Here is a 25,475-nt window from a genome sequence, read left to right on the forward strand (position 1 = left end):
CAGGAACATATACAAATGTTTAATCAGGAAGAGCAGCGTCCAATACAACTGTTTTTCCTTGTGACCAAGTACTGATAAACGGTGGCAAACACATTAAAATTAAACCTCCAATTAAGGTCAACTCATAACGCGACAGACTACCTACATTGATTCCTTCTGGCGGGATAAAACTCACCACCATGGTAGCGCATACGCCAATAATGCCTATACCTGCAACAAATAACATACCGATTAAACCGCCGGGAATTTGAAATGGTCGATGATGATACGGCTCTGCCAACCGCAATTTAATTGCTGCTGCAAACATAATGAAATACATCAACATGTATAATTGTGCAGCTAAAGCGGTTAACAACCAATAAGAGCCATTCACACTTGGCATAAATAAGAATAAGCCTGACAATACAGTAACAATGCTTGCCTGAGTAAAAAGCATAACAACAGGCGCACCTTTTACATTAGTGCGTTGGAAATATTCAGGTAAATTACCATCTTCTGCAGCAACCAATAATCCTTTTGTCGGAGCAATTATCCAGTTACTCACACCACCAAGTCCCCCTAAAACCAGCATTACAGCAACCACAGGCATCATCCAAACCAGGTGATAACTGGAAAAGAATGCTTCGAATGCTTGCATAATTCCTGCTACCAAATTGATGTCATTTCCAGGTAAAACAATTGCTATAGCCAAGGACCCCAGAATTAAGGTACTTAAAATAATTCCTACTGAATAGATTAAGACTTTAGGAAAAGCATGCTGCGGATTGTTGACATCATTGGCATGAACTGTCGCAATTTCGATACCACAAAAAGACATAATAATTGCGGTTAGGGAAACCCACATGGATTTATCATTTAAATGCGGTACGATACTCGGAATATCAAATTGAATTTGCAAAGGATTACCTTGAGTAACCCAAACAACCCCAAGACCGATAATCAACGACATAGGCAACAACAAACCAGCAAGAGAACATAGATTACTGAATGCGGCTGAAGATTTCATGCCACGCAAATTCAATATCGTAGCCCCCCAAAATGAACTCACGATTACCGCCCAGAGAAAATAAGGATTACTTGTCAATGTCGGATTAATTAAGTAGCCGATCGTTCCTGCGACAAAAGATAAAATCGTTGGATACCAAATTACATTTTCTATCCACTGCAGCCAAATAGCTAAAAAACCCATTTTTTTGCCAAAAGCCTGTTTGACCCAAATGTAAATCCCTCCTTGCTTTGCCCACCCGGAAGCCAGTTCTGCTGAAACCAAGGCAGTTGGGATTAGAAAAAATAAAGCACCTAAAACAAAATAAAAAATTAATTGACTACCAAATAAGGCTGTAGCAGGCAAATTACGTATGCTATCTACAGAACCAACTGTAATCATAGTCAAACTGAAAAGTGTCAGTGAATGTTTTTTATCGATCATCGCATTCCTTCGGTGCAGTTTTTGGGCATGCAGAAGCTTAATTATATAAAAATTAGCTTAAGAAACCCTTAATAATAGGGTAACAATTAAACAAAATGTTCCTTGATTTCGTTTATCAACCCACAAGCTTTTTAGCGTGCACTGTAAAATAACATGATTTAATCAGAAAATCTCTGCCTTTTTTCCTGTCTTTATGCACAAAATCATTTGCCCCCGCTAGGGAAGTGAGCAACATAAAAAAACCTCCCGCTAAGCTAGACAGTTTCATATCATAGCTTCTCTATGCTATAGTTTCTTCTTTTTTCGGGCAACATATCATGTTTGAAACCTTAACCGAACGTTTGACCCACACCTTCAAAAATCTACGAGGGAAGGGTCGATTAACTGAAGATAATGTACAACACGCCCTGCGTGAGGTCAGGCTTTCACTGCTTGAAGCAGATGTTGCCTTACCGGTCATTAAAGAATTCATAGAGCAAGTGAAACAGAAGGCTTTAGGGCAAGAAGTTTTAACCGAATTAAATCCTGATCAAGCCTTTATTAAAATCGTTCATGATGAGTTAGTCCATATCATGGGCGATGAGCGTGCTGAGCTTAATTTTAAAACCCAACCTCCTGCCGTATTTCTGATGGCTGGATTGCAAGGTTCGGGAAAAACAACCAGTACTGCAAAACTCGCCCGTTATTTGAAAGAGTCTGAAAATAAAAAGGTAATGGTGGTCAGCGTCGACGTTTATCGACCCGCTGCGATCCAACAGCTTAAAGTATTAGCAGAACAAATAGACGTCGCTTTCTTCCCGGCAGCAGCAAATGAAGAGCCACTCACTATCGCAAAAAAAGCGCTTGATACCGCGAAAAAGCAATATATGGATGTGCTGCTGATCGATACAGCGGGTCGTTTGCATATCGATACCGATATGATGGACGAAATTAAAGGCTTAAACCAGGAACTGCATCCGATTGAAACCCTATTTGTTGTTGACAGCATGACCGGGCAAGATGCCGCAAATACAGCAAAAGCCTTTCATGAAGCATTACCATTAACGGGAGTCATTCTGACTAAAACAGATGGTGATGCTCGTGGAGGTGCTGCTCTGTCTGTAAGGAAGATTACAGGAAAACCAATAAAATTTATTGGTAGCGGTGAAAAAGTAGAAGCTTTAGAACCATTTCATCCTGAGCGAATTGCCTCAAGAATTCTTGGTATGGGTGATATTCTTACCCTTATTGAAGAAGTCGAACGAAAAGCAGACAAACAAGCGAGTGAAAAACTGGCTAAAAAGTTGAAAAAAGGAAAAAGCTTTGATCTGGAAGATTTCAAACAACAATTACTGCAAATGAATAATATGGGTGGTATTACTGGCATGATGAGCAAGCTACCTGGTGTCAGCCAAATGATGCCACAACAGGCAATGAAACAAGTCAGCGATAAAGCCATGGTACAAACCATTGCGATTATCAATTCCATGACTCCCAAAGAACGCCGTATCCCCAAGCTTATTGTGGGTTCACGCAAAAAACGTATTGCCATGGGTTCAGGAACACAGATACAAGACGTGAATAAATTATTAAAGCAATTTGAGCAAATGCAAAAAATGATGAAAAAATTTACCAAACCTGGCGGGATGCAAAAAATGATGCGTGGAATTGGTGGTATGGCTGGGTTAAAAGGCATATTACCCGATGATTTTAAATAATTCGCAAGAATTACTTCACATGCCGCATTAATTTTCGTACAATACACGGCATTTTTACGTAACCACTCTAAAGTAGAGGAAAACAATGGTCGTTATACGTTTATCAAGAGGTGGCGCCAAAAAGCGTCCGTTTTATCATATGGTCGTTACTGACAGCCGCAAACGTCGCGATGGCAGTTATATTGAGCGCATCGGTTATTTTAACCCTATAGCACGTGGGCAAGAGGTACGTTTGCACATTGATACAGAAAAATTAAGCCACTGGCAAAAAGTAGGCGCACAATTGTCTGATCGCGTCAGTGCTTTAATTAAAGAATTTAATAATAAAGGCGAAGCTGCTTAATAACGTGAACAATCAGGAAAACTGGATAGTAATTGCCCGCTTTGGGCGGCCTCATGGTGTTAAAGGTTTTGTTACGGTTCACTCCTTTACAGAGCCTCGTGATAATGTTCTAAAGTATGCAGATTGGTATGCCTTTATTAACAGTAAATGGCAACCAATCAAATTATTGCGTGCCGAAGTACAAAATAAATCCATCATAGTCCAAATTGAAGGTTATCCTGAACGTGAACTTGTAGCGCACCTCACTAATATAGAAATTGCGGTTCAACAGGGACAACTGGAAAAACTAGAGCCTGGTGAATATTACTGGCATCAACTCATAGGTATGAGTGTCATCAACCAGCAAGGTGATCCTTTTGGAAAAGTCATTGAAATAATCCCTACAGGTGCCAATGATGTGCTGGTTGTAGAAGGTAGCAAAAGACATTTAATACCTTATTTACCTGGCAAATTTATATTAGATATTGATCCCAAACAGCAAGTAATTACTGTTGATTGGGATGTGGATTTTTAAGTGGTACTTCATCTCGGAGTTATCAGCTTAATACCGGAAATACTCAATGCCCTGAATCATGGTATTACGGGACGAGCAATTGAGCAGGGATTAGTAAAAATTGATTACTGGAATCCCAGAGATTGGTCTTCCAGGTCCTACAGACAGGTTGATGACAAGCCTTATGGGGGCGGCCCGGGAATGGTTATGATGTATGAGCCCTTAAAAGGGGCTATTATGCAGGCACGTAGTCAAATGCCGAGTCATTGTAAAACGATTTATCTAAGTCCTCAGGGTAAGGTAATTCGACAAAATGACTTGAATCAAGTGGTAAATGACAAACAACCCCTGCTTTTTATTTCTGGACGATATGAAGGAATTGATGAGCGTATTCTTCAACATTATGTAGATGAAGAATGGTCTCTTGGAGATTTTGTTTTAAGTGGCGGTGAGCTAGCCGCCACGGTATTTATCGATGCAATTATTCGCTTAATACCAGGTAGCTTAGGACATGTTGGTTCAGCAGAACAAGATTCATTTATGAATGGTTTACTGGATTGTCCTCATTATACCCGACCGGCAACCGTTGATGGATTAGAAGTGCCGCCTGTTTTACTAGGTGGTAACCATAGAGATATAGAACTGTGGCGAAGAAAGCAATCTCTGGGTAAAACCTGGATTAAACGTCCAGATTTACTTGAAAAAATACAGTTAAGTGAAACAGACAAGCAATTGCTTGCTGAGTTTAAGTATGAACACGGTGATTCCTGAGTGTGTCGTCATGAGTTTGGACGAAATGAAAATTGAAGCTGATTTGCAACCGTCTAAACTTGTGACGACACGCCCTAAAGGATGAACCAATTTGAGGAGTAGTCCATGACTAATATAATTGACCAACTGAATGCTGAGCAAATGCAAGGCAAGGAAATTCCTGAATTCAATTCTGGTGATACTGTTTTGGTTCAAGTGAAAGTAATTGAAGGTAGCCGAGAGCGTTTGCAAGCTTTTGAAGGGGTTGTCATAGCAAAGCGTAATCGTGGTTTAAACTCTGCATTCACTGTTCGTAAAATTTCACACGGTGTTGGTGTTGAGCGTGTATTCCAAACTTACAGTCCTATTGTTGACAGTATTACTGTAAAAAGACGTGGTGATGTTCGTCGCGCTAAACTTTATTACCTACGTAATTTGGCTGGCCGTGCAGCACGTATCAAAGAAAAATTAACCAGTAAAAAAGCAGATTAATATTTAATTCCTCTCTGCTCTAAATTCAATTTGTCCCCGCACACGCGGGGATTCATTTTTAAACTATTTTAATAGGTTTATATTTCTACTATCTTAATCCAGAGTTTTTCTAAAAATCAAAGTACCCAAAATTACAATAAAAAAGGTAAATAAAATAATAGGCCACACATCGGGCCATAAAATATTAAAATCCGCGCCTTTCAACATAATATTGCGGGTAATTCTAATAAAATGAGTCAATGGAAGTATTTGACCGATATTTTGTGCCCAAATTGGCATTCCACTAAAAGGGAATAAAAAGCCGGAAGTCATCACGGCTACTAATATGCACGCACTAATTGCTGCAACCGCTTGGAATTGTGTTTTTGCAAATGCTGAGATAACAAGTCCTAAGGACAGATTGCTAATCGCATAAAATGCCATGACAAATAGATAAAGAGATATACTCCCATAAAATGGAACTGCGAAAACAAAAAAAGAAATTATGAGTAAAATAAATAAAATAAAATAACCAGCAATAAAATGGGGAATCACTTTTCCAAAAATGATATTTGTTGCACTAAGAGGAGTGATTAATAGCGTTTCAAAGGTTCCAATTTCATACTCTGAGGTAATTGACATTGCCGTAAGAAGTGTAAGTGTCGTAAAAATTAATACAGAAATTAGCCCTGGTACAATATTATATTGTGAAATGCCTTCAGGATTAAATTTAGCATGGATATCAAATACAAAAGGTGCTCCTCTCGAAGCAAGATAATCTAAAGAGCCACGCAAATCACGTTCAAACAATTTAGAAGGTAATTCAGATGCAGCACGGAAAGCATTTGATATCGAGATTGGATCGGACGCATCTGCTTCAATTAATACATGTGGTTTTTTTCCCCGGATTAAATCCCTTGAAAAATTAGGAGGGATGTTAATCACAAAAAGTCCTTTTCCACTAAGCAACAACTTATCTGCAGCTTTTTCTGATTGTGCAATAAAATTAAGTGAGAAGTAGTCTGTGTGCTTAAGACCTTCAAGCAGCGTGCGCGTAAATGAGTTCTCCTCAGGAGAAATCACCGCAGTGGGTAAATATTTAGGATTCGTATTAATCATGAATCCAAATAAAAGTATTTGCATTACAGGAATTAAGAATAAGAATAAAAAAGTTGAAATATTTCGTTTAATTTGAATAAATTCTTTTTTAGCAACCGAAAAAACTCGCCAAAGTTCCATTTTTATCATTTATAATCTCTGTGCACCAAATGTTGCGAGCCAGACAAATGCATCCTCTAAAGTTGAATCAATTTCATTTCCATGAAAAAATTCATTATTAATATAAGGTTGTATCGCCTGAGATAATTCTTCACGATTTTTGCCACTCACGTGCAAAGTATTATGAAATCGTAAAACTTGATCTACTCCCTCTGTTGCTTCTAATTGATGTGCCAACATTGCTAAATTGACACCCTTTATGGCCCAAGTAGTCAAATTCACTGCTCTTAAAATTTCTTCAATAGTTCCTGACATCAGAGTATGTCCATAATACATGTATGCAATCTTGTCACACTTATCCACTTCATCCAAATTATGTGAACTCAATAAAATTGTAATCCCTTCTCTTGATAACTGGTGCATAAGCTCCCAAAATTCGCGTCTGGCTTTAGGATCAATATTCGCTGTAGGTTCATCCAATAATAACAACAAAGGATCGTGCAGCAAAGAAACTGCAAGGGAGAGACGTTGCTTCCATCCTCCAGATAATGTACCTGCAATTTGTTGTTTATGTTTGTATAAATCAAATTTGTGTAAATATTTTTCAATCTGATTTTTTCTATCGATAACTCCATATATTTCTGCAAAAAAAAGCATATTTTCATAAACGGTAAGATCTTTATATAGGCCAAAATTTTGTGACATATAACCAACTAAGGTTTTAATCTGTCGTGATTCAGTTAAAATATCAAAGCCAACACATTGACCGGTCCCTGAATCAGGAGTGATGAGGCCGCATAACATCCTTATTGAAGTAGTTTTTCCTGCTCCATTTGGACCAATAAAGCCAAATATATCACCATATTCCACCTTCAACTCAAGATCATTAACTGCATGATTTTTATTAAATTTTTTGGTAAGGTGTTTTACGTCAATGATATAATTATTTTTATCCATAAAAATCCTATAAAGATTTTAAAAAACGATCCCATTTGTTTTTTCGAAGTTTAGAAACCACTTTTTGAAATAGTGATGATGGTTCAAGAGAGAGCCACCTCTTAACAACATCCGCTTCCATAATTAACACCTCACTATCATATTTCGCATAAGCGCTTTCCTTTCTTTTCATGTTGGTTAAAAACTCACTGTCACCAAACATTTGATTTATTGCAACTACAGTAGAACAACTTTTTTTTAAATTTAAAAGAACGACTTGACCATTAAGAAGATAATAACAGGTATCCGCTATATCTCCTTCTTTATACAAACATGTTCCTGCTGGAATCTTAATATTACGTGCTGTTTTTACCATAGTCTGTATTTTCTCATGCGAAAGATTTTGAAAGGTATGATGAGAACGAATAAACTGGATCAAAAGGAACTCTTCACTCAATTTTTTTAAATGGGGATATCTTATTTGGGGTTGTTTTAAAAATTGCAGAAAATCATAAAGACTTATTTTAAGTAAATGCATCTTAGTAAGCGCTTTTACTGAAGCAGCATGAAGACCTGTACTTGAGGCAAACCCCTCTGACGATAAACCAATGATCTTTCCTTCCGTTAATTCAGCAATACGCATTTCCCTATGTTTTCCTAAAGTATGGACTGATCGGGTTACTTCCGCTATTCCAGAAATAATAAGGTAAATACAATCAATAGGATCTCCATCAACAACAATGGGTCCTGCTTCTATAAACTCCGGTTTCGAGTACTCTAGCAACTGATGAGCACTCTGATAATCGAGCAGGCAAAAGAGAGGATGATGTAAAATAAGGTTTTCATAGTTTTCTGAATTCTTCTTCATAGATACCCGCACCTTTAAAATTCGGTTGTATTAGCATCGTTTTTCATTAGTCTAATGTTCTTCTAAATAGCAGGATTGCTAAAAAAATAATGAATACGGTGAAAAGAATTATTGGCCAAGTATCTGGCCATAGAATGTCTAAATCAGCGCCTTTTAACATACTGTTTCGCGTTATTCTTAAAAAATGAGTCAGCGGCATAACTTGGCTAAAATATTGTGCCCAATGAGGTATTCCATTAAATGGGAATAAAAATCCAGAAATTAAAGTCGCAATAAGGATATAAGCATTTGATAAACTTACTGCAGTAAATTGTGATTTAGTGAGCGCAGAAATAGCAAGCCCAGTCCCTATATTGGATATTGAATAAGGTGCTAATAACAACAAATAGAGAGGAAAACTACCATAAAAAGGAATTGAAAAAATAAAATAGGCAATCGCCAAGAGCACGAAAAAAAGCAAATAGGCCAAAATAAAATGAGGTATCACTTTTCCAAAGATAATATTCCCAGGGGTTAAAGGGGTAATTAATAACGCTTCAAAAGTACCTCGTTCAAATTCGGAGTTAATGGATACCGCCGTTAGAACAGTAAATGTTGCAAAAATTAAATAGGCGATTAATCCCGGAATCGTATTATACTGAGGAATATTTTCAGGATTGAATTTAGCATGAACTTCAAAGTCAAAAGGTAAATCCTTAGGAGCAAGGTATTCAAGTGAACCATGCAAATCATGTTCAAATACTCTTGCAGGAAGTTCGGATGCGGCGCGAAAGGCATTTGCCACAGTGAGTGGATCTGAGGCATCTGCTTCAATTAATACATGTGGATATTGTTCTCGAATGAGATTTCGAGAAAAATTAGGCGGGATATTAATAATAAATAATGACTTGCCACTAAGTAATAGTCGCTCTGCTGTTTTTTCATCTTTGGCTGCTGTATTAATTGAAAAATAATGAGTATTTTTCAATCCCTCCAATAAACTTCGCGTAAAAGGAGTATCTTCTGAAGAAATAATTGTTGTTGGTAAATTTTTCGGATCCGTATTAATGATAAAGCCAAACAAAAGAATTTGGATCGCGGGAGCAAACAAGAGCCATAAAAAAACCACTCTATCCCTGCGAATTTGGATAAACTCCTTTTTTGCAATAGACCAAACTCGAAGAAACTTATTCTCTATCATTCATTTTCCCTAATCTCAAACATAAAAACTTCCAAAAATTTAACTTAACATGAAAAATTATTTTGCTGGATATCAATTCATTTTTTCATTTAACTTCAAGCAAGAAAATTTGAGTTTGCCGCGCAAGAGCAAGAAGAGTTCACTATGAATATCCTATCTTAATAATAACTGTACTGACAATTATTGATTTTGAAGAAAACTATATATTTACCTTTGAGTTCAGATACTTTATCGTTTTGATTATTGTCAATTGTTGTCAATTGATGATAATTTTCTAATCTTACCAATTGGAATTCTTAAATTAACAATGAGATAATATGCAAAAGACCTTCCCATTCCCAAGGTGGTTGATTATTTTAATCTTATGCATACCGCTTATTGCTTGTAACGAGGAAAAAAACTCACTGCAAGGATACGTTGATGCGGATTACACCTACATCTCAAGCAATTTTTCAGGAAATCTCATTAGCTTAGATATCACAAAAGGAACCTTGGTTCACAAGGGGGAGCTTTTATTTACGCTGGATGTACAACCACAAGAATCCCAGTTTAAAAAAGCCAAAGCAAATCTTACTCAAGCGATAGTTCTAACTGAATTAAAACAATTTACTCTTGACTATCAAAATAATCTATTAAAAAGGTATCAAAAATTAATGGCTTCAGGGGGAGTAAGTCGAGAGCAACTTGAAGAAGTCAAGAACAATTATCGGCATGCCAAAACATCGTTAATAGCTCAAGAAGCGGCTGTTGAGTCTTCTATGGCGGAACTTACACAAGCTCAATGGAGTAAGTCAAATAAAAAGATATACTCTCCAATTTCAGGATATATATACGACACCTATTTTACAGTTGGAGAATTGGTTGGTAAGGAACGTCCTGTTTTATCGGTCCTTGCTCCTGAAAATCTCAAAGTTATTTTTTATGTGCCCGAGCCTTTATTAGCAAAACTACAATTAAAAAATCAGGTCATGATCAGTTGTGATGGATGTAAAGAGACTTATCGAGCAGCTGTAAGTTATATTTCCTCTAAAACAGAATATACGCCTCCTTATATATTTAGCGAAACATCCAGAACAAAATTTGTTTATCGCATCGAAGCAAAACCAGCCATTACAGCAATTAAATATTTACATCCTGGCCAACCTGTAAGTATTCATTTGGATCATGATTCGAACACATATTTGAACTGAATCAGATCTACTGCTTCCCTGGCACGGTGTATGAGTGAAATTTATTTTATATAAGAAGACCAAATGCAAAAAATTTCTTTATTTTTATGCACAATACTACTACTCACAGGCTGTAAGGTTGGGCCTAATTTCCATTCTCCTGAAGCGCCCAAGACTAATCGTTATAATAAGGCGCCGCTCATCACAAAAACAGCAAGCGCCTCCAATCCTGCAGGAAAATCGCAGCATTTTAATTACAATCAAGATATCTCCAATTCCTGGTGGACTCTTTTTCATTCTCAAGAATTAAATGCTCTTATCGAGAGAGGATTAAAAAACAATCCTACAGTAGAGATGAGTAAAGCAAATATACGTAAAGCCCAAGCCAATTTACATATTGTTGCTGGTCCCAAATTGTTCCCTACCGCCGATACTCGATTTTTTGGAAGTCGCGAGAGGAATACTTTGCTTGCTACAGGAATCAATATTACTCCTCTTCCTGGGCAAAAACTCCCTTTTTCTATTAAGAATCAATTTGATCTTTATAACGCGTCAGTTAATGTATCTTATAATTTAGACTTATTTGGCGGCAATAAGCGGCAAGTGGAAGCTTTGCGTGCTGCGATTGATTACGAACGTTTTGAATTAGAAGCGGCTTATTTAACTTTAACAGCAAACATAGTAACCACGAGTATCTCTATAGCATCCCTACGCGATCAGTTAAAAACGACACAAGCCCTCATCAATTGTCAAAAAAAATTATTAAATATGACACTAAATAATTATAATTTAGGACATATTTCTCGCCTTGATGTGCTGAGCCACGAAAATCGGCTTAAAAAAACTTTAGCAACATTACCGCCTATTAAAAGAAATTTAGCCCAAAAATACAATGCTCTTGCTGTACTTGTTGGATCATTACCTAGCGAGAATTATCTGGCTCATTTTAATCTGAGAAGTTTTCACTTACCTACAGAATTGCCAGTAAGTCTTCCTTCTAAACTTGTAAAACAACGACCTGATATACGCAGTGCCGAATCGATATTGCATAAAGCCAGCGCAGAGATCGGTGTTGCAACAGCAGACCTATTTCCTAAAATTAATCTATTAGGTAATTATGGATGGTTCTCAACAACATTAAGTACCTTATTTAATCCTATGAATAATGTATGGAATTATGGGGGACAAATCGCACAAACCTTACTTAAAGGAGGGGCTTTACGTGCAAAAAGAAAAATGGCAATTGCTGAATACGAATATGCATTAGCCAGATACAAAAAAATTATGCTTGCAGCATTTCTTGACGTAACGGATGTATTGCATGCGCTTGAATTTGATGCTGAACTTCTTCAAGCGCAAGTAGGCACAGAGCAAAATACACAAGCTCGATTAAATCTCATTACCAATCAATATCAACTTGGTAAAACAAATTATATATCCGTCTTAAGTGCGAAGGAGGCTTATCTGCATGCACATTTAAGTGTAATTCAAGCAGAAACAGCACGTTATAATGATACTGCAGCACTTTTCCAGTCCTTGGGAGGAGGATGGTGGAATAACCCCAAAACAGGTTAATTTGTAATTTGTTTTCTCTCTCACCACTTGCTTGCCTATAAAAAAAACTTACCTAAAAGGAGTGTCCCAAAAACAATTTCTTATTATTAATCTATAATTATTATAGCTTTTCCTTTTTCTTTTAATCGACAGTATCACTCATAAAGGTCTGTAAATGAAACCTATTGCTTGGATTACTGGTGCTGCTTCTGGCATAGGCGAAGCAGTAGCCAAAGAAATGTTTGCTCGCGGTTATCAACTTATTCTGTCTGACTGTAGTCAAACAGCCTTGAAACAGGTAGCTTCTAGTACTCAAGCTGATATTTTTGTGTTTGACGTAAGAAAAAGAAATCAAAATTTAAAGGCAGGAACGAAAATAAAAGAAAAATACGGTTATGTTGATGTCGTTTTTATTAATGCAGATAAGTGTGGAGTGGTTGATGTAAAAAATTTCGATAGCATAATTGTTGAAGAAATTATACAAACCAATCTCTTAAGTATGATTTATGGTGTTGAAGCCGCCCTTCCTCTTTTACGAGCAAGTAAACGTCCACATCTTGTAGGTATGAGCAGCGCCATGTCCAATATCTGCATGCCAAGAGCAGAAGCATATGGAGCAAGTAAAGCTGCGATTCGAAGTTTTTTTCAAGGATTAAGAATTGAATTGGCAAAGGAAAAAATTATTGTCTCAACAATCCTGCCTACCTTTATAAAATCCCCATTAACAGAAGAAATTAAAATTCCCCAATTCTTACTTTACAATACAACTAAAGCTGCAAAAAAAATCCTAAATGGAATTGAACGAAAAAAAGCAGAAATCAAAATCCCCCCCACTACTGGTCAATGTCACCAATTTATTGAAATACCTCACAGATAAGTTCATTTTGTTCTTAATTAATCAGCTTAGTTGACGTGAGCTATTTAGAAAAGACACAGCGTGTTTCTTAGATAAAATCTTTTTTTTTCTTTTACCCCCTCTTTACAAAGATAAATTACGCACTCCCCTTTGATTGTTCAAAAAATAAACTATACTATAAAAATTATGATCCTTTTGCCCATTTTAAAAAAGGATAAATGTGGAAAAACATAGGTAGTAACTGCTGGAATATGCAATTTCTAAAGTTTAGCTCAAGAGTACCTGGGAGAAGGGAGTTTCCTGAAATTTTTTTAGGTACTGTCAAAAGTTGTATAAGGTGTTTGCCATGAAAAAATCTAATTCAGCTCTAATTGAATCGATTATTCTCTCAGCTATTGTATTAGGGTGTACATGGATATTGGCCATATCATATCCCTCATTGAGAAACGGACTTTTAGGAGTAAATTGGTTATACATTTCAATCTTCTTTTTGTTTTCCTTGCATTTAACTGAAATTATCATGACAATTTACTTGCATCGAGGAGAGTCCCATAGGGCAGTAAAATTCCACCCTTTTTTAACCCATTTTTTCAGATTTTGGATGTGGTTAACAACTGGCATCTCAAGAAGGAGATGGGTGGCAATTCATCATCTTCATCATAAATACACTGACACCCCAAAAGATCCACATTCACCGGTTATTTTTGGACTTCGCAATATGTTTTTTTATGGCATAGAAATTACCCATTTATCACAAGATAATGAAATGGTACGAAATTTCAAAGACATTCGTGATAATGATTTTTTAGAGAAACACTTGTACGAAAAACACTCAAATAAAGGACCGTTTGTTTATTTTCTCTTAGAGTTTCTAGCCATAGGAATTTGGGCTGTACCCGTATGGAGTATCCAAATGATCATGGAGACATTTATTGCAACATTTTATGTTAATGGTATTGCACATACTAAAGGTTATACGAATTTTACAATTGATAACACATCCAAAAATGTTACCCGATGGGGTATCTTTGCCTGCGGTGAAGAATTACACAATAATCACCACGCCAATCCTGCAAGTGCTCAATTTTCTTATAGAAATGATGAGTTTGATCTTGGCTGGTTTTATATCAGGAAACTCGAACTCCTTAATCTTGCAACAGTACGGACAGTACAAAAAGAATAGGTATGAACTCTCTCCTGAAACATTGTCTCGATGTGATGATTTTTAAATGCATGACATCGACGCATTGGAGAGAGCGTTCATATTATTAATATGCTCGATTGAGCATATAGAATTATTCTAGATTTTATAAGTTACGATACGAATTGATCTTTATGAATAAATTGTTTGAGCAGACTGGGCTATACTTTATTTAACCTTATCGGACGCTTTCATCAGTTTTTTATTGTGTCGCTTGCTCTTTTTTAATTCCAGTGGAACCTTGTTAATTTCATAAATAACTTTAATTTTTTCTAAGAAGCATAATAAATAATAAGTGACGTCTATTTGCCACCAACGAAATCCTTGGCTGGTAGATCGCGGATAATAGTGATGGTTATTGTGCCATCCCTCACCCATAGTAAGTAAAGCAAGAAGAAAATTATTACGGCTTTTATCTTCCGTCTGAAATGTTTGCGTACCCCATAAGTGCGAAATGGAATTAATAGAAAAGGTGGCATGAAATAGAACAACAGTTGAAATAAAAAAGCCCCAAACCACCAACTGCATTCCACTGGTATGCAAGTCTGGATAATAAGTTTCTAATAAAGTTCCTACGGCAAAAAGTATCAATATCAAACAAATAGGCACAATATTATCGTATCGATTCAACCACAACAATTCTGGATATTTCGCAAAATCCCGTATTGAGGCGTAATCAGTTTTAAAATTATCTGAATAAAAAATCCATCCGACATGACTCCATAATAAGCCGTGTTGGATTGGAGAATGCGGATCTCGTTGTTCCTCTGTATGGCGATGATGAAGACGATGATGCCCTGCCCACCAAAGTGGACCGCGTTGAGCTGCTGAATTACCTAAGACAGCGAAAATAAATTGCCAAAAGCGGTTCATTTTAAAAGTTTTATGTGAAAAATAACGATGATAAAAACCTGTAATAGCAAACATTCTGAGATAAAAAAGAAATATCGCTGTAAAAACCGCAGTAAAACTCCATCCAACCCAAAAAACTGCCAAACAACATACATGGATTAGTATAAAAATAAAAGCTCGAGCCCAATGTATTGTTCCTTGTTTTAAATCCCCTTCTTTTAAACTAGTATCAAACCATCCATGTATAGAGAACATTAACGATTTGAATTTCATTTTCACCTCTTCGAATAAATACTCGTGACAATATAAGGTAGGTAAGAGTCTGTATATCTAATTAGAATGGGTGGATTCACATTACACTCCATTTAACATCTGGAAACGTGGTTTTTTATCCCAAATAACTCCCAGCACTACATAATAAACTTCGTCTCTTATCTTTTCAGATATAGCGATACGTGATTTTAAGTGTAGCAGAAACAAACAGTACGGCAGGAATATATTAACCGAAAAGTTCAAAAAATTACCAAATCTTAACTAAATTTCCATAAAAAATCTTGCTTAGCCGATTTTTTTTAGTTCAGAATTAATCGTATTAATTTCATTAGTTACAATTGCTCCAGAAATAAACTCGCCAATTGATTTTTCACGCAAGACAATACTAAAAAAACCAATCCCTATACCTGTTACCCACCGCCAGGTGTGTTCCAGGGTTGATGGTGGTGAAATTTCATCCAACTGATCCACCTCTTTTTTTCCAGGATGAAATTCACGAAGAGAGCTCGCATAAGTAGCAATTACCTCAGCCACTTCTTGTGTCAATTCAGTTTGTTCATACAGATATCTAAGAAAACGGTTTGCCATACTTAAGCGTGTAGCATAAAGTTCATCATCTTTTAGTTTGATACGTTCTAAGTGCAAAATATAATCTTCAAGGAGGTATCGTGGCCTCGTAATGGCATCAACTTTTTGAAAAACATCAGACACTTCCTTTTCATCCACATTTTCCACCCATAGATAAAACTGGCTTTGCACCTCTTCTAATCGCTCCTTATATGCAAATACATTCAGCTCGCCAAGTTTTTCTTCAATTAACTGATTTACTGCATCCCGCTTTACTTTTTTTTCTGGAGACAAAGTCACATCCACACCAAACTTCTGAAAAACCATACAGATAAACAAAGCAACAGTAATTGCTTTGAGTGAATAATCTAATTTTCCTCGCAAAGGCCTAAACTCTAAATCATATACTGCTTGTAAGACCGCTAATTTTTTAGCATCTTCCTCTAGATAACCATTGTTTAGCCATTCAAAAATCAAAAAATTTACTGTGTCATCTGCGTCTTTAAGTGCATAAGTATGGGTAATAAAATCAGTCCATCCTAAAAATTGAAGATATTTCCCTTCATGAAGAGCTTGAATGTATTCAGAACTGGCTGAGAGCATAACGATCTCCTTTAATGCTTTTTTTGAATCTTATCCTATACTTAAAAAACATAAACATGCAAATGGTGCACACTATGAAAAGGAAATGGTATGTTACTTTTGCTGTATCTCTTTTACCTTTTAATTTAGCTTTTGCAAATTGCGATTTAACCCAATTTCGTTGGGAATGTGATTTACCGGTACAAGTTAAACCTAAACCAGGAGCCACATCACTCGTATATTGTGGTAACTCCTACGGCTACATTACAAAACAGCAGTATGACATACTGGCCCGATATCAACGTGCCAATGTTAATATGGTTTTAGATATTAATGGCGAATATATTGACAGTCCTTGTATCGGGGCGCAGAGATAGTACAATAGCTTGGATTTGACTCCCTTATTAACTTTTGGGGAATTATATTGGCCTGGGCGCAGCGAAGCTTGGGTTTTTCTGAAGCTTAGCTATCGGGGTTCCGCTGCGCTGCACCCAAGCTACAAGTAGATTAATGAGATGATCATTGAATTCGATGGTATTTCCATAGAAATATCAAGAAAAAAAATCAAAAACATGCACTTACGCATTTACCCCCCTGATGGTTTAGTTAAGGTAAGCGCTCCCCTTCGATTCAGTGAACAGCTTATCAGACAAAGTCTTGAATCTAAAAGTGCATGGATTCATCAGCAAAGAGAACGGATCCGCAATCGTTCTGTTGAGGAAGATTGCACCTTTAAAATGGGATCCACTGTAGCATTTCTGGGAAAAAAGTATTTATTGATCATTGAAGAACATCATGGCCCTACACAAATTAAACTCAATAATGAACTGATATACTGTTATACTCAACCAAATAGTTCCCCTACTCAGATACAAACCATTCTTGAGCGTTGGTATAAACAGCAAATGCAAATATTACTCCCTGATCTCATTCAGCACTGGGAAGCAGTTATCGGAGTCAAAGTAGCTCAATGGGGAATAAGAAAAATGAAAACACGTTGGGGTTCATGTAACACCAACGCTGCACGTATCTGGTTAAATCTCAATCTAATCAAAAAAAAATCTATTTGTCTTGAGTATGTTCTTGTTCACGAATTAGTTCACTTATTAGAACCAAGTCATAATAAACGCTTTTATGGGTTAATGAGTAAGTTTATGCCACAATGGCGCGAATATGAATATCAACTTGAAGGACGTGTGCTTTGATTGATTACGACCAACTTGTTCATAAGCTTTGTAACCAAGGATTCTATATTATTGATGGATTTCTCGAACACTCTGAATGCCAATTATTACTTACAATGGCCAAGGAGTTGTATGAGCAAGGATTATTTCAAGGTGCTAAAATAGGCCTTAAACTTGAATTGCATAAAAATGAAGTTATTCGCACAGATGAAATTTTTTGGCTGGATGAAGAGGAAAAAAATCCGGCAATACAAATCTTTTTAGAACGAATACAGAAGTTAGCTCAAATATTGAATCAGTCACTTTTTTTGGGTTTATATGAATTTGAAACACATTTTGCCACATATCAACCAGGTACTTATTATAAAAAACATATTGACCAATTCGCTACACAAAAAACGCGGAAAATTTCATGTGTGTATTATTTAAATAAGTCCTGGGAAGCTGAATTTGGAGGAGAATTAAAACTTTATAATATCCAAGATCAGTTAATTGAAACCGTTTTGCCATTAGAAAATCGTTTCATATGCTTTAATAGTGAACTACCTCATGAAGTGTGTATCACTCATCAGCCTCGATACAGTATTACCGGATGGATGAAAACTCGTTCTCATTTTTTGCTGAATCAAGGTGAGTTTTCCAATCCGCTCTGCTTATAATCGAACTGAACCAAACGCATGCTCGCGAAACAATATGATTATTGTGTATAATGATATTTTTTATTTTCACGTAATCTTCTATGCATGCCTTAGATATTAAACAATTATATAAAACCTATGCTAATGGTGTACAGGCATTAAAAGGCATTGATTTAACCATACATAAGGGTGATTTTTTTGCTTTATTGGGTGCTAACGGTGCAGGAAAGTCGACAACCATTGGTTTAATTTCTACTTTACTCAATAAAACATCAGGTAGTATCAGTATTCATGGTTATGATTTGGAAAAAGAACCAGAGAAAGCCAAATCCTGTTTAGGTCTTGTACCTCAAGAGATCAACCTTAATATTTTTGAAAACTGCGTACAGATCTTGCTAAATCAAGCAGGATATTATGGAATTTCACGAAAAAATGCACAACCGCGAGTTGACTCGCTCCTTCAACAATTAGGTCTTTGGGATAAAAGGCATTCTATAGCACGACACTTGTCCGGTGGAATGAAACGTCGGCTTATGATCGCCAGAGCATTAGTGCATCAACCGAAGGTACTCATTCTTGATGAGCCTACAGCTGGCGTAGATATAGAAATCAGACACAGCATGTGGGAGTTCCTCACTCGAACCAACGCAGAAGGAACAACAATTATTCTCACGACCCACTACCTCGAAGAAGCAGAACAGTTATGTAAAAATATTGCCATCATTGATAAAGGAGAAATTATAAAAAATTCCTCGATGAAGGCTTTGCTGCAAACGTTGCGTCATCAAACTTTTATCTTTAACACAGAAAACCGTATCGATATTTTACCCGATTTATATCCTTTTAAACCCACTCTAATTGATAGCACAACTGTAGAACTTCGTGTCGATAACGATTTGAATTTAAATGATGCATTTGCACTGTTTACCCAACACGGAATAAAAATTCATAGTATGCGAAATAAAACCAATCGTTTGGAAGAACTTTTTTTGGATCTTATAAAAAATGGCCATTAAACAACAAGTTATTGCATTATATACTTTGGTAAGGCGCGAGCTTGTGCGCATGCTTCGCATTGCAAGCCAAGTTTTTTTTCCTCCAGTAATTACAACCACACTGTACTTCCTCATTTTCGGTAGTTTAATCGGACCACGTATCGGTTCCATTCAAGGGGTGAGCTATCCAATGTTTATTGCTCCTGGATTGATTATGATGTCAGTCATTGTTAATTCATACGGTAATGTATCTTCTTCGCTTTATAGTATTCGCTTCCAAAAAAGTATAGAGGAAATGCTTGTCAGTCCAATACATAACAGCCTCTTGCTGCTTGGTTATGTTTTGGGTGGCGTTTTTAGAGGACTTATCGTTGCCGCGTTGGTGTATCTTATTGCCTGTTTTTTCTTAACCATTGAATTAAGTCACTTACCGATGACCCTGTTGGTTGTATTACTCGTATCTGCTGTATTTTCTCTAGCAGGTTTCACAAATGCAATGGTTGCACGAAATTTTGATGATATTATGATTATTCCAACCTTTATACTTACTCCACTCACTTATTTAGGTGGAGTATTTTACAGCATTAATATGCTTCCAGAGTTTTGGCAAAAAGTATCATGGTTAAATCCCATTTTATATATGGTTAATGCACTGAGACAAGCAATGATTGGTCAAAGTGAGGTCAATATCAGTTTAGCCATGGGAATTATTTGTCTTATGTTAGCGTTACTTACCTGCATTAATATGATTTTATTAAAAAAAGGAGTAGGGTTTCGCGAATAATCATAAATTCAAATGATTAAAAGTGAAAAATACAATTTCAGATTTAATCACGGATACTGCTTGCTTTATCTCAGAAATTCCCTGGGTTACGCACTTCGCTTCGCCAAGGAGCCGCAACTTGTTAAATTGTTGGCGGAGTCTGACAAATTAATGAGATATCAGCCATAGAAGCAACCTGAGCGGCATCTGTTGTGGTACTCGTTGATGTACTCGTTATCTCAACAGTAGAAACAAAGGATACACTATCGGCACCACTACCACTTCCAGTATTGGCAGTCCTGCCTGTTTCAGTTTCGATTGCTGAAACAGCTGTAGCCGCTGCAATTTTAACCTCTCCCTCTTTGGGAAATGGAGCATTTTCCATACGATCAGCAGTAACACGAACACTTGTACCTGGTCGAAGATATTCGCCTCTGGCCAAAACAAGCCCATCCATCACTTGAATGTAAGTCTCTTTTCCAACTACGTAAACACGAATATGCGTTCCAAGTATTGCAAGCGATAAAATTGGAGTTTTAAGTGATTCTTTTATGTTTTCTGGAGTCTTTATTTCAAGTTTACCCTTACTCAACTCCGCCTTAATCTGTACAGATTCCTTAGGAGCATAAGCCAAAATTTTGTAGTTCGAATCTGCTCCCATACTAACCAATGCGCCGTTTGCATATTGAAGATTCGCTGCGGCATCATCACCAGTAACTACTTCATCACCAACTTCTACGCTAGATCCACGAGTAATCCCTCGCTCAGCACCATTATGACGCACTACAACTTCTTTTTGGGTGAATAAAACAGTGGCAGCAGATTGAGCAAATAACTGAGTAGCTAGCATCAATAATCCTGTAAATATTACTTTTTTCATATATATTCCTGTACAATTTTTCCCATTACAAAGTAGTTACAATCCTTAACCATTAAGATTCTTTCGATAAAATAATGAAAGATCATTTATGCTGATGCATGTAAATTCCGTCCCAGTTTTCAGGAGGAGGTGTTTCCTTAAATGTTTTAACACGTTCAAGATACATCTGATATAAATAAACATTTGGAAATTTGGTTTTTAGCATAGCAAATTTTTTTCCTGCGGACGACCAATTCTGCGCATAATACTCTTCTAAAGCTTTATGGTACTCTTCTAACTGAGTTAAAACCTCTTCAGAAACCTCACTATCCTTACCTAGAGGCTGATAGATAGTCAATCCGCTTTTTCGTCCCTTAACAGTAATTTTATCTATGGTTCTCCAGACAAACTGATCTTGTCCTGCATGTGTTTTATCACTCACTAAAATAGTAACTTGGTAAAATTTTGTTAAATCTTGTAAACGTGAAGCGAGATTCACTGTATCGCCAATGACTGTATACGCACGGCGAAATTCTGAACCCATATCGCCAACATTCATCAATCCAGTCGCTAAGCCAATACCAAAATTGACTGCAGGTAAGTTTTTTTCCTGCATTTTTTCATTGATTTCTGGCAGTTGCTTTGCCATTGTAAGAGAACACATAATCGCATGAGATGCATGCTCTTCATCTTGCATAGGGGCGCCCCAAAACGCAACGATCATATCTCCTACATATTTATCGATTGTTCCTCTAAAGCTAAAAATTATTTCAGTAATTGGCGTGAAAAAAGCATTTAACAATCTTTTCACATGAGTTGCATCTAAAGACTCGCTAAGATCGGTAAAATTCCGTATGTCACTAAATAAAACTGTCATATTACGTTCTTGTCCTTCCATACTGTATTGATCAGGGGATTCTATAAGCTCTTTAACATAATCTTCTGGCACATATTGGCCAAATAACTGATTTATTTTTCTTTTTTGCCTTCTTTCAATAATAAATAAATAAGCATAATTCGTTACAGTCAAAAGTACGATTAAGGTTAAAATCAATGCTATAGGAAGATATAGACTTTTATAGACAAACAAATAAATAGATAAGGCCCAGATACCGATAATATTTATCATGGCCAGGATCAAGATTCTGGAAACACTCAAAATGGAAAATATAAAAGTAAAAAATACTCCAATTAATATTAAATACAACCGAGCTTTAGGTGTCTTCCAATTATATTCTGATACCAGTTGCTGCCCAACAATACCTTGAACCATATTTCCTACCATCTCTACTCCAGGATATGATTGTGCAACCGGTGATTGGTGCAGATCAGCCAAAAGGATTATCGTTGAGCCAATTACGGCAATTGCCCCTTGTAATTGCTTTGGATTAACTTTGTCTCGGATGATATCTGTCGCAGAATAATAATCCTGCGATCCAATCTGTCCCCAAAATGGAATAAGAATCTGTCCATACGCGTTTGTAGGTATGAATACATTACCCATTTGAATCCCATACAATTGATGATGATGTGTTTTAAGGGTAATGTGTTTTACCATCAAATAGTTCATTGCAGTTGCAAGCGCCAATGTAGCGTATAGTTTGTTATTATAGCTTGCTAACATAAGCCCATGACGTATCGTTCCGTCCAAATCCGGTACGTTTGTGACTGCTCCTGCTTGTGTCGATGCTTTTAAAAATAATGGTAAACAACCGTTATATCCGGAAAATTGATGAAGAGGGAGATTGTCTCTGTATAAATAATTTTCTTCTGGATTAGTTAAAGGTGAAGGTAACTCTCCCTTTCTAATTTCTTTGTCATTATGAAATAAAAAACCCAACACCACATTGTGATCCAATAATGATTCAGCCAGAATACGATCGTTATCCACTTTGGGAGCAATTTGCTTAAGTAAACCAGGTAGCTGCTTTTGTCCTGCGGGTAATTGGGGCATTAATTTCTGTAACTCATCCTTGAGACCTATTGCATAATTTACTTCTGCCTCAGCCATAACGATATCTGTTGCTATGGTCACAACACCATTTTGTTTTAACTTATTAATTAAAGCAGCCATTTTGTTTCTAGGCCAAGGCCATCGTCCCTCTTGTTCCACTGACTTATTATCAATATCAATGATTACAATTCGAGGAATTGTTTGATGTGGACGCAAGTTTAATTGAACGACTTGATCATAAGTTCGATAGTCCAGCTGAGTAATAAATGAACTAAGAAGAGGAATATGAGTTACATCAGCCAAAAAGATAAGAGCCGACCAGAAAAGCCCTAAAAGAACTTGTGTTCCTTTAGACCTTATTGATTTTGGCGAGAAATAACGTTCCTTCTTCACTAAATATCGTCCTTAAATACTTTCCTTAACAAAACCAGAAAGTGGGCAATCCCGTGTCCCGTTTACAACTCACTAGATTAAGTCGCAAGGCTCTGATATTAGCATTGTAAATAGGACCTAACCAAATTGATATTCTAATGCAGCTAGAGTTTGATAACTCTGAAAAATTCCACCCGCATTATAATATTTTTCTTCAACACGAATGGTTGCATTTTTATAAGTTATGGCAATACCCCCGCCTACACGGAACCCGCTTTTATCCATATTCAATTGAGGAAGGGAACCACTTATTATGCTTGCAGGATCAACAAGTGGACGACTATTTGAAAATTGTGCTACTTGAATTAACCCTCCGCTAATGAAAGGCATGACCGAAGGCTTAATAAAATAACCCAATTCAATATTTTCCAAAATTAAAGTAGCTTTATTTGTTAATGGTTCAATCACTTGAAATATGGCAGTAGATGGGAAAAAGTAATTATACCTTCCAGTATTAATTTCACTGTACAACACCCCGAGATTAGCTCTCATCAAAAACTGTTTCCAAGTTTTTCTATAAATTCCATTTACGCTTACAAACCAATTGTTATTATTATTAGTTGCTTGAGCAATTAGTGGGGTTGGATCTACCGCAATTTCGGTTAAAGTAATCAATTTATTGTAACCATAACCTCCCGACACATCAGCATAAATTTGAGGAGTGAAGATTTTAAATATATGGCCAAAAATTGTATTATTATGTATGGTCTGATCTGAAGTGGTTATAAATCCTGGGCTCAGTAAAAACTTGGAGTTAAGTGCAGTATCAATACCAAAATAATAAATACCTGCCATCATGGTCTGGCCTAAGAAAATGTGGTCGGCTCCTGCAGAATAAAGATTTGAATGTCCATTATATCGGTTAAAATTTTCACCTGAAGTCGAATCAAAATTAAAATCGGTATACCCATAGAGAAATTCTGGTGTTATTTTTCTTAAGTATTTCGGAATCTTTGTGTTATTTGTTGTTTCATCTTTTGACAACGTATTTGCATTGACGCAGAATCCACTGCATATCAAAAAAACTGATAAAATTAAGGATTGTATTTTCATCACATCTAAATTCCTTTTCAGAGAAGGCATTCACTTTTGGGGTATAATCATAAACTTAAAATATAAGATTATTCAAGAACGGAGTCATAGAGATACTACAAAACAGTGTTTCTATTTTAGAGTTTTTCATTTACGCTTAAATCCCAAAGCTCGTAAACGTTGCTCAATCGAAGGATGTGTTGTAAAAGCATTACTTAAAGATTTCACAGGATCAATATTGGATGGATTAAAGAGATATGATGCCTGCCTGATTTGCTCATGAGGTGTATTACCGTATTCCTTTGAGTAATGCTCAGCATATTGCTGATGATCGGCGTTAATTTTGAGTAATGCCCGAGCTAAAGGTTCATTGTCACGCATTAACTCTACACAACCAGCATCAGCCATATATTCACGCGTTCGACTTAAGAATAAGGCTAATAAAATAGTAATTAAGGGCAAGACATAACGAAGAACTATAATAACCATTAACAATCGATTGTCTCCACGTCTTCCGTCTCGTTTAAATACTGCTGAATAAAACAGTATATCCACCGCAATCAAAAGAATATTACTTAAAACCGCCACCATTAGAGTTAATTTAATATCATAGTGACGAATATGACTTAATTCATGAGCCATCACAGCTTGCAGTTCTGCTCTATTCAACTTTTCTATTAAACCTCGCGTAATTGCAACCATTGCTGATTTCTCACTATACCCACTTGCAAACGCATTCATGTAATCTGCTTCGATAATAAAAACTTTGGGTACATACTCCAAACCGGCAGCAACCTTCATTTCCTCAACTACATTATATAATTGTTGTTCCTGCAAGTTTTTGGCTGTTTGGGGTGTAATCTCACGATATTCGGTACCTAATAACATAATTCGATCGTAAAATGCATACGTTATTAACAACGATACTATGGCGAAACCAACCATAAGAATAGTCGCATAGGGAATGACTTTCAGATGAATCAAAGCGAGAAAAATTTGCTGCAAAGGAACCTGTGGATAGGTCGTTTGCAAAACAAACAAATCAGCAACAAAACCTACAGTAAAAAAAATAGCAACAAAAAAAGCAATTACCGCATAGGTCTTGCGTTGATTCAACTGTATTTGCGCACGCCAATCCGCTACGCCACCATGATAGTCATTAAGACTCATATTCTAAAC

Annotated in this window: 25 protein-coding genes; 14 read left to right on the forward strand and 11 right to left on the reverse strand. The window is 36.5% G+C overall.

Features of this window, described 5'->3' with window-relative positions; all coding sequences use genetic code 11:
• Positions 1-19: 19 nt before the first annotated feature.
• Entirely contained in the window at positions 20-1,429 is a 1,410-nt protein-coding gene (locus tag Ltuc_RS11925) for an APC family permease (RefSeq protein WP_058521473.1), read from the reverse strand.
• 317 nt (positions 1,430-1,746) lie between these two features.
• On the opposite strand from Ltuc_RS11925, the gene ffh reads away from it, so the two are divergent.
• From ffh to rplS, 5 genes are all read left to right on the forward strand, one after another.
• On the forward strand, positions 1,747-3,126 hold the full coding sequence (ffh, locus tag Ltuc_RS11930) for a signal recognition particle protein (protein WP_058521474.1): 1,380 nt from the start codon (positions 1,747-1,749) through the stop codon (positions 3,124-3,126).
• Positions 3,127-3,211: 85 nt separating this feature from the next.
• Positions 3,212-3,469: a 30S ribosomal protein S16 gene (gene rpsP, locus Ltuc_RS11935; RefSeq protein WP_058521475.1), complete on the forward strand. Its 258-nt coding sequence runs from the start codon at positions 3,212-3,214 to the stop codon at positions 3,467-3,469.
• 4 nt (positions 3,470-3,473) lie between these two features.
• Positions 3,474-3,983: a ribosome maturation factor RimM gene (rimM, locus tag Ltuc_RS11940; protein ID WP_058521476.1), complete on the forward strand. Its 510-nt coding sequence runs from the start codon at positions 3,474-3,476 to the stop codon at positions 3,981-3,983.
• On the forward strand, positions 3,984-4,733 hold the full coding sequence (gene trmD / locus Ltuc_RS11945; protein WP_058521477.1) for a tRNA (guanosine(37)-N1)-methyltransferase TrmD: 750 nt from the start codon (positions 3,984-3,986) through the stop codon (positions 4,731-4,733).
• Positions 4,734-4,838: 105 nt separating this feature from the next.
• Complete coding sequence (gene rplS / locus Ltuc_RS11950; RefSeq protein ID WP_058521478.1) at positions 4,839-5,204, forward strand: 50S ribosomal protein L19; 366 nt, start codon at positions 4,839-4,841, stop codon at positions 5,202-5,204.
• A gap of 93 nt (positions 5,205-5,297) precedes the next feature.
• Here the strand turns inward: rplS and Ltuc_RS11955 are convergent, their stop codons facing one another.
• From Ltuc_RS11955 to Ltuc_RS11970, 4 genes are read right to left on the reverse strand one after another with little or no spacing between them, the layout of a single operon-like run.
• Positions 5,298-6,431 carry an ABC transporter permease gene (locus tag Ltuc_RS11955; RefSeq protein ID WP_058521479.1) on the reverse strand — a complete coding sequence of 378 codons (1,134 nt, stop codon included), beginning with the start codon at positions 6,429-6,431 and terminating at the stop codon, positions 5,298-5,300.
• Positions 6,432-7,358 carry an ABC transporter ATP-binding protein gene (locus Ltuc_RS11960; RefSeq protein WP_058521480.1) on the reverse strand — a complete coding sequence of 309 codons (927 nt, stop codon included), beginning with the start codon at positions 7,356-7,358 and terminating at the stop codon, positions 6,432-6,434.
• Between the two features lie 7 nt (positions 7,359-7,365).
• Complete coding sequence (locus Ltuc_RS11965; RefSeq protein ID WP_058521481.1) at positions 7,366-8,205, reverse strand: cyclic nucleotide-binding domain-containing protein; 840 nt, start codon at positions 8,203-8,205, stop codon at positions 7,366-7,368.
• A gap of 46 nt (positions 8,206-8,251) precedes the next feature.
• Positions 8,252-9,385 (reverse strand): ABC transporter permease, encoded by a 1,134-nt coding sequence (locus Ltuc_RS11970; RefSeq protein ID WP_058521482.1) that lies wholly within the window; start codon positions 9,383-9,385, stop codon positions 8,252-8,254.
• A 317-nt stretch (positions 9,386-9,702) separates the two neighbouring features.
• On the opposite strand from Ltuc_RS11970, the gene Ltuc_RS11975 reads away from it, so the two are divergent.
• The 4 genes from Ltuc_RS11975 (at position 9,703) to Ltuc_RS11990 (ending at position 14,147) form a co-directional block, all read left to right on the forward strand.
• On the forward strand, positions 9,703-10,575 hold the full coding sequence (locus tag Ltuc_RS11975) for an HlyD family secretion protein (RefSeq protein WP_058521483.1): 873 nt from the start codon (positions 9,703-9,705) through the stop codon (positions 10,573-10,575).
• A gap of 63 nt (positions 10,576-10,638) precedes the next feature.
• The gene (locus tag Ltuc_RS11980) at positions 10,639-12,129 is read left to right on the forward strand and encodes an efflux transporter outer membrane subunit (RefSeq protein WP_058521484.1); all 1,491 of its coding nucleotides are present in this window, start codon (positions 10,639-10,641) and stop codon (positions 12,127-12,129) included.
• 154 nt (positions 12,130-12,283) lie between these two features.
• A complete protein-coding gene (locus Ltuc_RS11985; RefSeq protein WP_058521485.1) occupies positions 12,284-12,985 on the forward strand; it encodes an SDR family NAD(P)-dependent oxidoreductase in 702 nt (233 codons plus the stop codon).
• A 325-nt stretch (positions 12,986-13,310) separates the two neighbouring features.
• Positions 13,311-14,147, forward strand: coding sequence for an acyl-CoA desaturase (locus Ltuc_RS11990; protein ID WP_058521486.1), 837 nt, complete (start codon positions 13,311-13,313; stop codon positions 14,145-14,147).
• Between the two features lie 186 nt (positions 14,148-14,333).
• On the opposite strand, the gene Ltuc_RS11995 is transcribed toward Ltuc_RS11990, so the two are convergent.
• Together Ltuc_RS11995 and Ltuc_RS12000 are read right to left on the reverse strand one after the other, a co-directional pair.
• Positions 14,334-15,290 (reverse strand): acyl-CoA desaturase, encoded by a 957-nt coding sequence (locus Ltuc_RS11995; protein ID WP_058521487.1) that lies wholly within the window; start codon positions 15,288-15,290, stop codon positions 14,334-14,336.
• Positions 15,291-15,575: 285 nt separating this feature from the next.
• The gene (locus tag Ltuc_RS12000; RefSeq protein WP_058521488.1) at positions 15,576-16,460 is read right to left on the reverse strand and encodes a helical bundle domain-containing protein; all 885 of its coding nucleotides are present in this window, start codon (positions 16,458-16,460) and stop codon (positions 15,576-15,578) included.
• A 74-nt stretch (positions 16,461-16,534) separates the two neighbouring features.
• On the opposite strand from Ltuc_RS12000, the gene Ltuc_RS12005 reads away from it, so the two are divergent.
• From Ltuc_RS12005 to Ltuc_RS12025, 5 genes are all read left to right on the forward strand, one after another.
• On the forward strand, positions 16,535-16,816 hold the full coding sequence (locus tag Ltuc_RS12005) for a hypothetical protein (protein ID WP_058517151.1): 282 nt from the start codon (positions 16,535-16,537) through the stop codon (positions 16,814-16,816).
• A 138-nt stretch (positions 16,817-16,954) separates the two neighbouring features.
• A complete protein-coding gene (locus Ltuc_RS12010; RefSeq protein ID WP_058521489.1) occupies positions 16,955-17,644 on the forward strand; it encodes a M48 family metallopeptidase in 690 nt (229 codons plus the stop codon).
• Positions 17,641-18,282, forward strand: a complete 642-nt coding sequence (locus Ltuc_RS12015; protein WP_058521490.1) for a 2OG-Fe(II) oxygenase — start codon at positions 17,641-17,643, stop codon at positions 18,280-18,282. The genes Ltuc_RS12010 and Ltuc_RS12015 overlap by 4 nt, the downstream gene beginning before the upstream one ends.
• A gap of 80 nt (positions 18,283-18,362) precedes the next feature.
• On the forward strand, positions 18,363-19,277 hold the full coding sequence (locus Ltuc_RS12020; RefSeq protein ID WP_058521491.1) for an ABC transporter ATP-binding protein: 915 nt from the start codon (positions 18,363-18,365) through the stop codon (positions 19,275-19,277).
• Positions 19,267-20,040: an ABC transporter permease gene (locus tag Ltuc_RS12025; protein WP_058521492.1), complete on the forward strand. Its 774-nt coding sequence runs from the start codon at positions 19,267-19,269 to the stop codon at positions 20,038-20,040. The genes Ltuc_RS12020 and Ltuc_RS12025 overlap by 11 nt, the downstream gene beginning before the upstream one ends.
• A 121-nt stretch (positions 20,041-20,161) precedes the next feature.
• Here Ltuc_RS12025 and Ltuc_RS12030 read toward each other — a convergent pair whose 3' ends face one another.
• The 4 genes from Ltuc_RS12030 to htpX all read right to left on the reverse strand — a co-directional run bounded on the left by Ltuc_RS12030 (position 20,162) and on the right by htpX (position 25,466).
• Positions 20,162-20,899, reverse strand: coding sequence for a FecR domain-containing protein (locus Ltuc_RS12030; RefSeq protein WP_058521493.1), 738 nt, complete (start codon positions 20,897-20,899; stop codon positions 20,162-20,164).
• 82 nt (positions 20,900-20,981) lie between these two features.
• The gene (locus tag Ltuc_RS12035) at positions 20,982-23,225 is read right to left on the reverse strand and encodes a CHASE2 domain-containing protein (RefSeq protein ID WP_238584119.1); all 2,244 of its coding nucleotides are present in this window, start codon (positions 23,223-23,225) and stop codon (positions 20,982-20,984) included.
• Positions 23,226-23,342: 117 nt separating this feature from the next.
• Complete coding sequence (locus tag Ltuc_RS12040) at positions 23,343-24,317, reverse strand: autotransporter outer membrane beta-barrel domain-containing protein (protein WP_058521494.1); 975 nt, start codon at positions 24,315-24,317, stop codon at positions 23,343-23,345.
• Positions 24,318-24,443: 126 nt separating this feature from the next.
• A complete protein-coding gene (gene htpX, locus Ltuc_RS12045; protein ID WP_058521495.1) occupies positions 24,444-25,466 on the reverse strand; it encodes a zinc metalloprotease HtpX in 1,023 nt (340 codons plus the stop codon).
• Positions 25,467-25,475: the final 9 nt, after the last annotated feature.

The organism is Legionella tucsonensis (assembly GCF_001468035.1).
GTDB classification, from domain to species: Bacteria; Pseudomonadota; Gammaproteobacteria; order Legionellales; family Legionellaceae; genus Legionella; species Legionella tucsonensis.

Coding starts and splice junctions, on each gene's coding strand:
- rplS (WP_058521478.1), top strand. CDS start 4,839: ATGACTAATATAATTGACCAACTGAATGCTGAGCAAATGCAAGGCAAG.
- htpX (WP_058521495.1), bottom strand. CDS start 25,466: ATGAGTCTTAATGACTATCATGGTGGCGTAGCGGATTGGCGTGCGCAA.
- Ltuc_RS11970 (WP_058521482.1), bottom strand. CDS start 9,385: ATGATAGAGAATAAGTTTCTTCGAGTTTGGTCTATTGCAAAAAAGGAG.
- Ltuc_RS12000 (WP_058521488.1), bottom strand. CDS start 16,460: ATGCTCTCAGCCAGTTCTGAATACATTCAAGCTCTTCATGAAGGGAAA.
- rpsP (WP_058521475.1), top strand. CDS start 3,212: ATGGTCGTTATACGTTTATCAAGAGGTGGCGCCAAAAAGCGTCCGTTT.
- Ltuc_RS11975 (WP_058521483.1), top strand. CDS start 9,703: ATGCAAAAGACCTTCCCATTCCCAAGGTGGTTGATTATTTTAATCTTA.
- Ltuc_RS11960 (WP_058521480.1), bottom strand. CDS start 7,358: ATGGATAAAAATAATTATATCATTGACGTAAAACACCTTACCAAAAAA.
- ffh (WP_058521474.1), top strand. CDS start 1,747: ATGTTTGAAACCTTAACCGAACGTTTGACCCACACCTTCAAAAATCTA.
- Ltuc_RS12025 (WP_058521492.1), top strand. CDS start 19,267: ATGGCCATTAAACAACAAGTTATTGCATTATATACTTTGGTAAGGCGC.
- Ltuc_RS12010 (WP_058521489.1), top strand. CDS start 16,955: ATGATCATTGAATTCGATGGTATTTCCATAGAAATATCAAGAAAAAAA.
- Ltuc_RS12030 (WP_058521493.1), bottom strand. CDS start 20,899: ATGAAAAAAGTAATATTTACAGGATTATTGATGCTAGCTACTCAGTTA.
- Ltuc_RS12005 (WP_058517151.1), top strand. CDS start 16,535: ATGAAAAGGAAATGGTATGTTACTTTTGCTGTATCTCTTTTACCTTTT.
- Ltuc_RS11995 (WP_058521487.1), bottom strand. CDS start 15,290: ATGAAATTCAAATCGTTAATGTTCTCTATACATGGATGGTTTGATACT.
- Ltuc_RS12020 (WP_058521491.1), top strand. CDS start 18,363: ATGCATGCCTTAGATATTAAACAATTATATAAAACCTATGCTAATGGT.
- Ltuc_RS11965 (WP_058521481.1), bottom strand. CDS start 8,205: ATGAAGAAGAATTCAGAAAACTATGAAAACCTTATTTTACATCATCCT.
- Ltuc_RS11925 (WP_058521473.1), bottom strand. CDS start 1,429: ATGATCGATAAAAAACATTCACTGACACTTTTCAGTTTGACTATGATT.
- Ltuc_RS11985 (WP_058521485.1), top strand. CDS start 12,284: ATGAAACCTATTGCTTGGATTACTGGTGCTGCTTCTGGCATAGGCGAA.
- Ltuc_RS12040 (WP_058521494.1), bottom strand. CDS start 24,317: ATGAAAATACAATCCTTAATTTTATCAGTTTTTTTGATATGCAGTGGA.
- Ltuc_RS11955 (WP_058521479.1), bottom strand. CDS start 6,431: ATGATAAAAATGGAACTTTGGCGAGTTTTTTCGGTTGCTAAAAAAGAA.
- Ltuc_RS11980 (WP_058521484.1), top strand. CDS start 10,639: ATGCAAAAAATTTCTTTATTTTTATGCACAATACTACTACTCACAGGC.
- Ltuc_RS11990 (WP_058521486.1), top strand. CDS start 13,311: ATGAAAAAATCTAATTCAGCTCTAATTGAATCGATTATTCTCTCAGCT.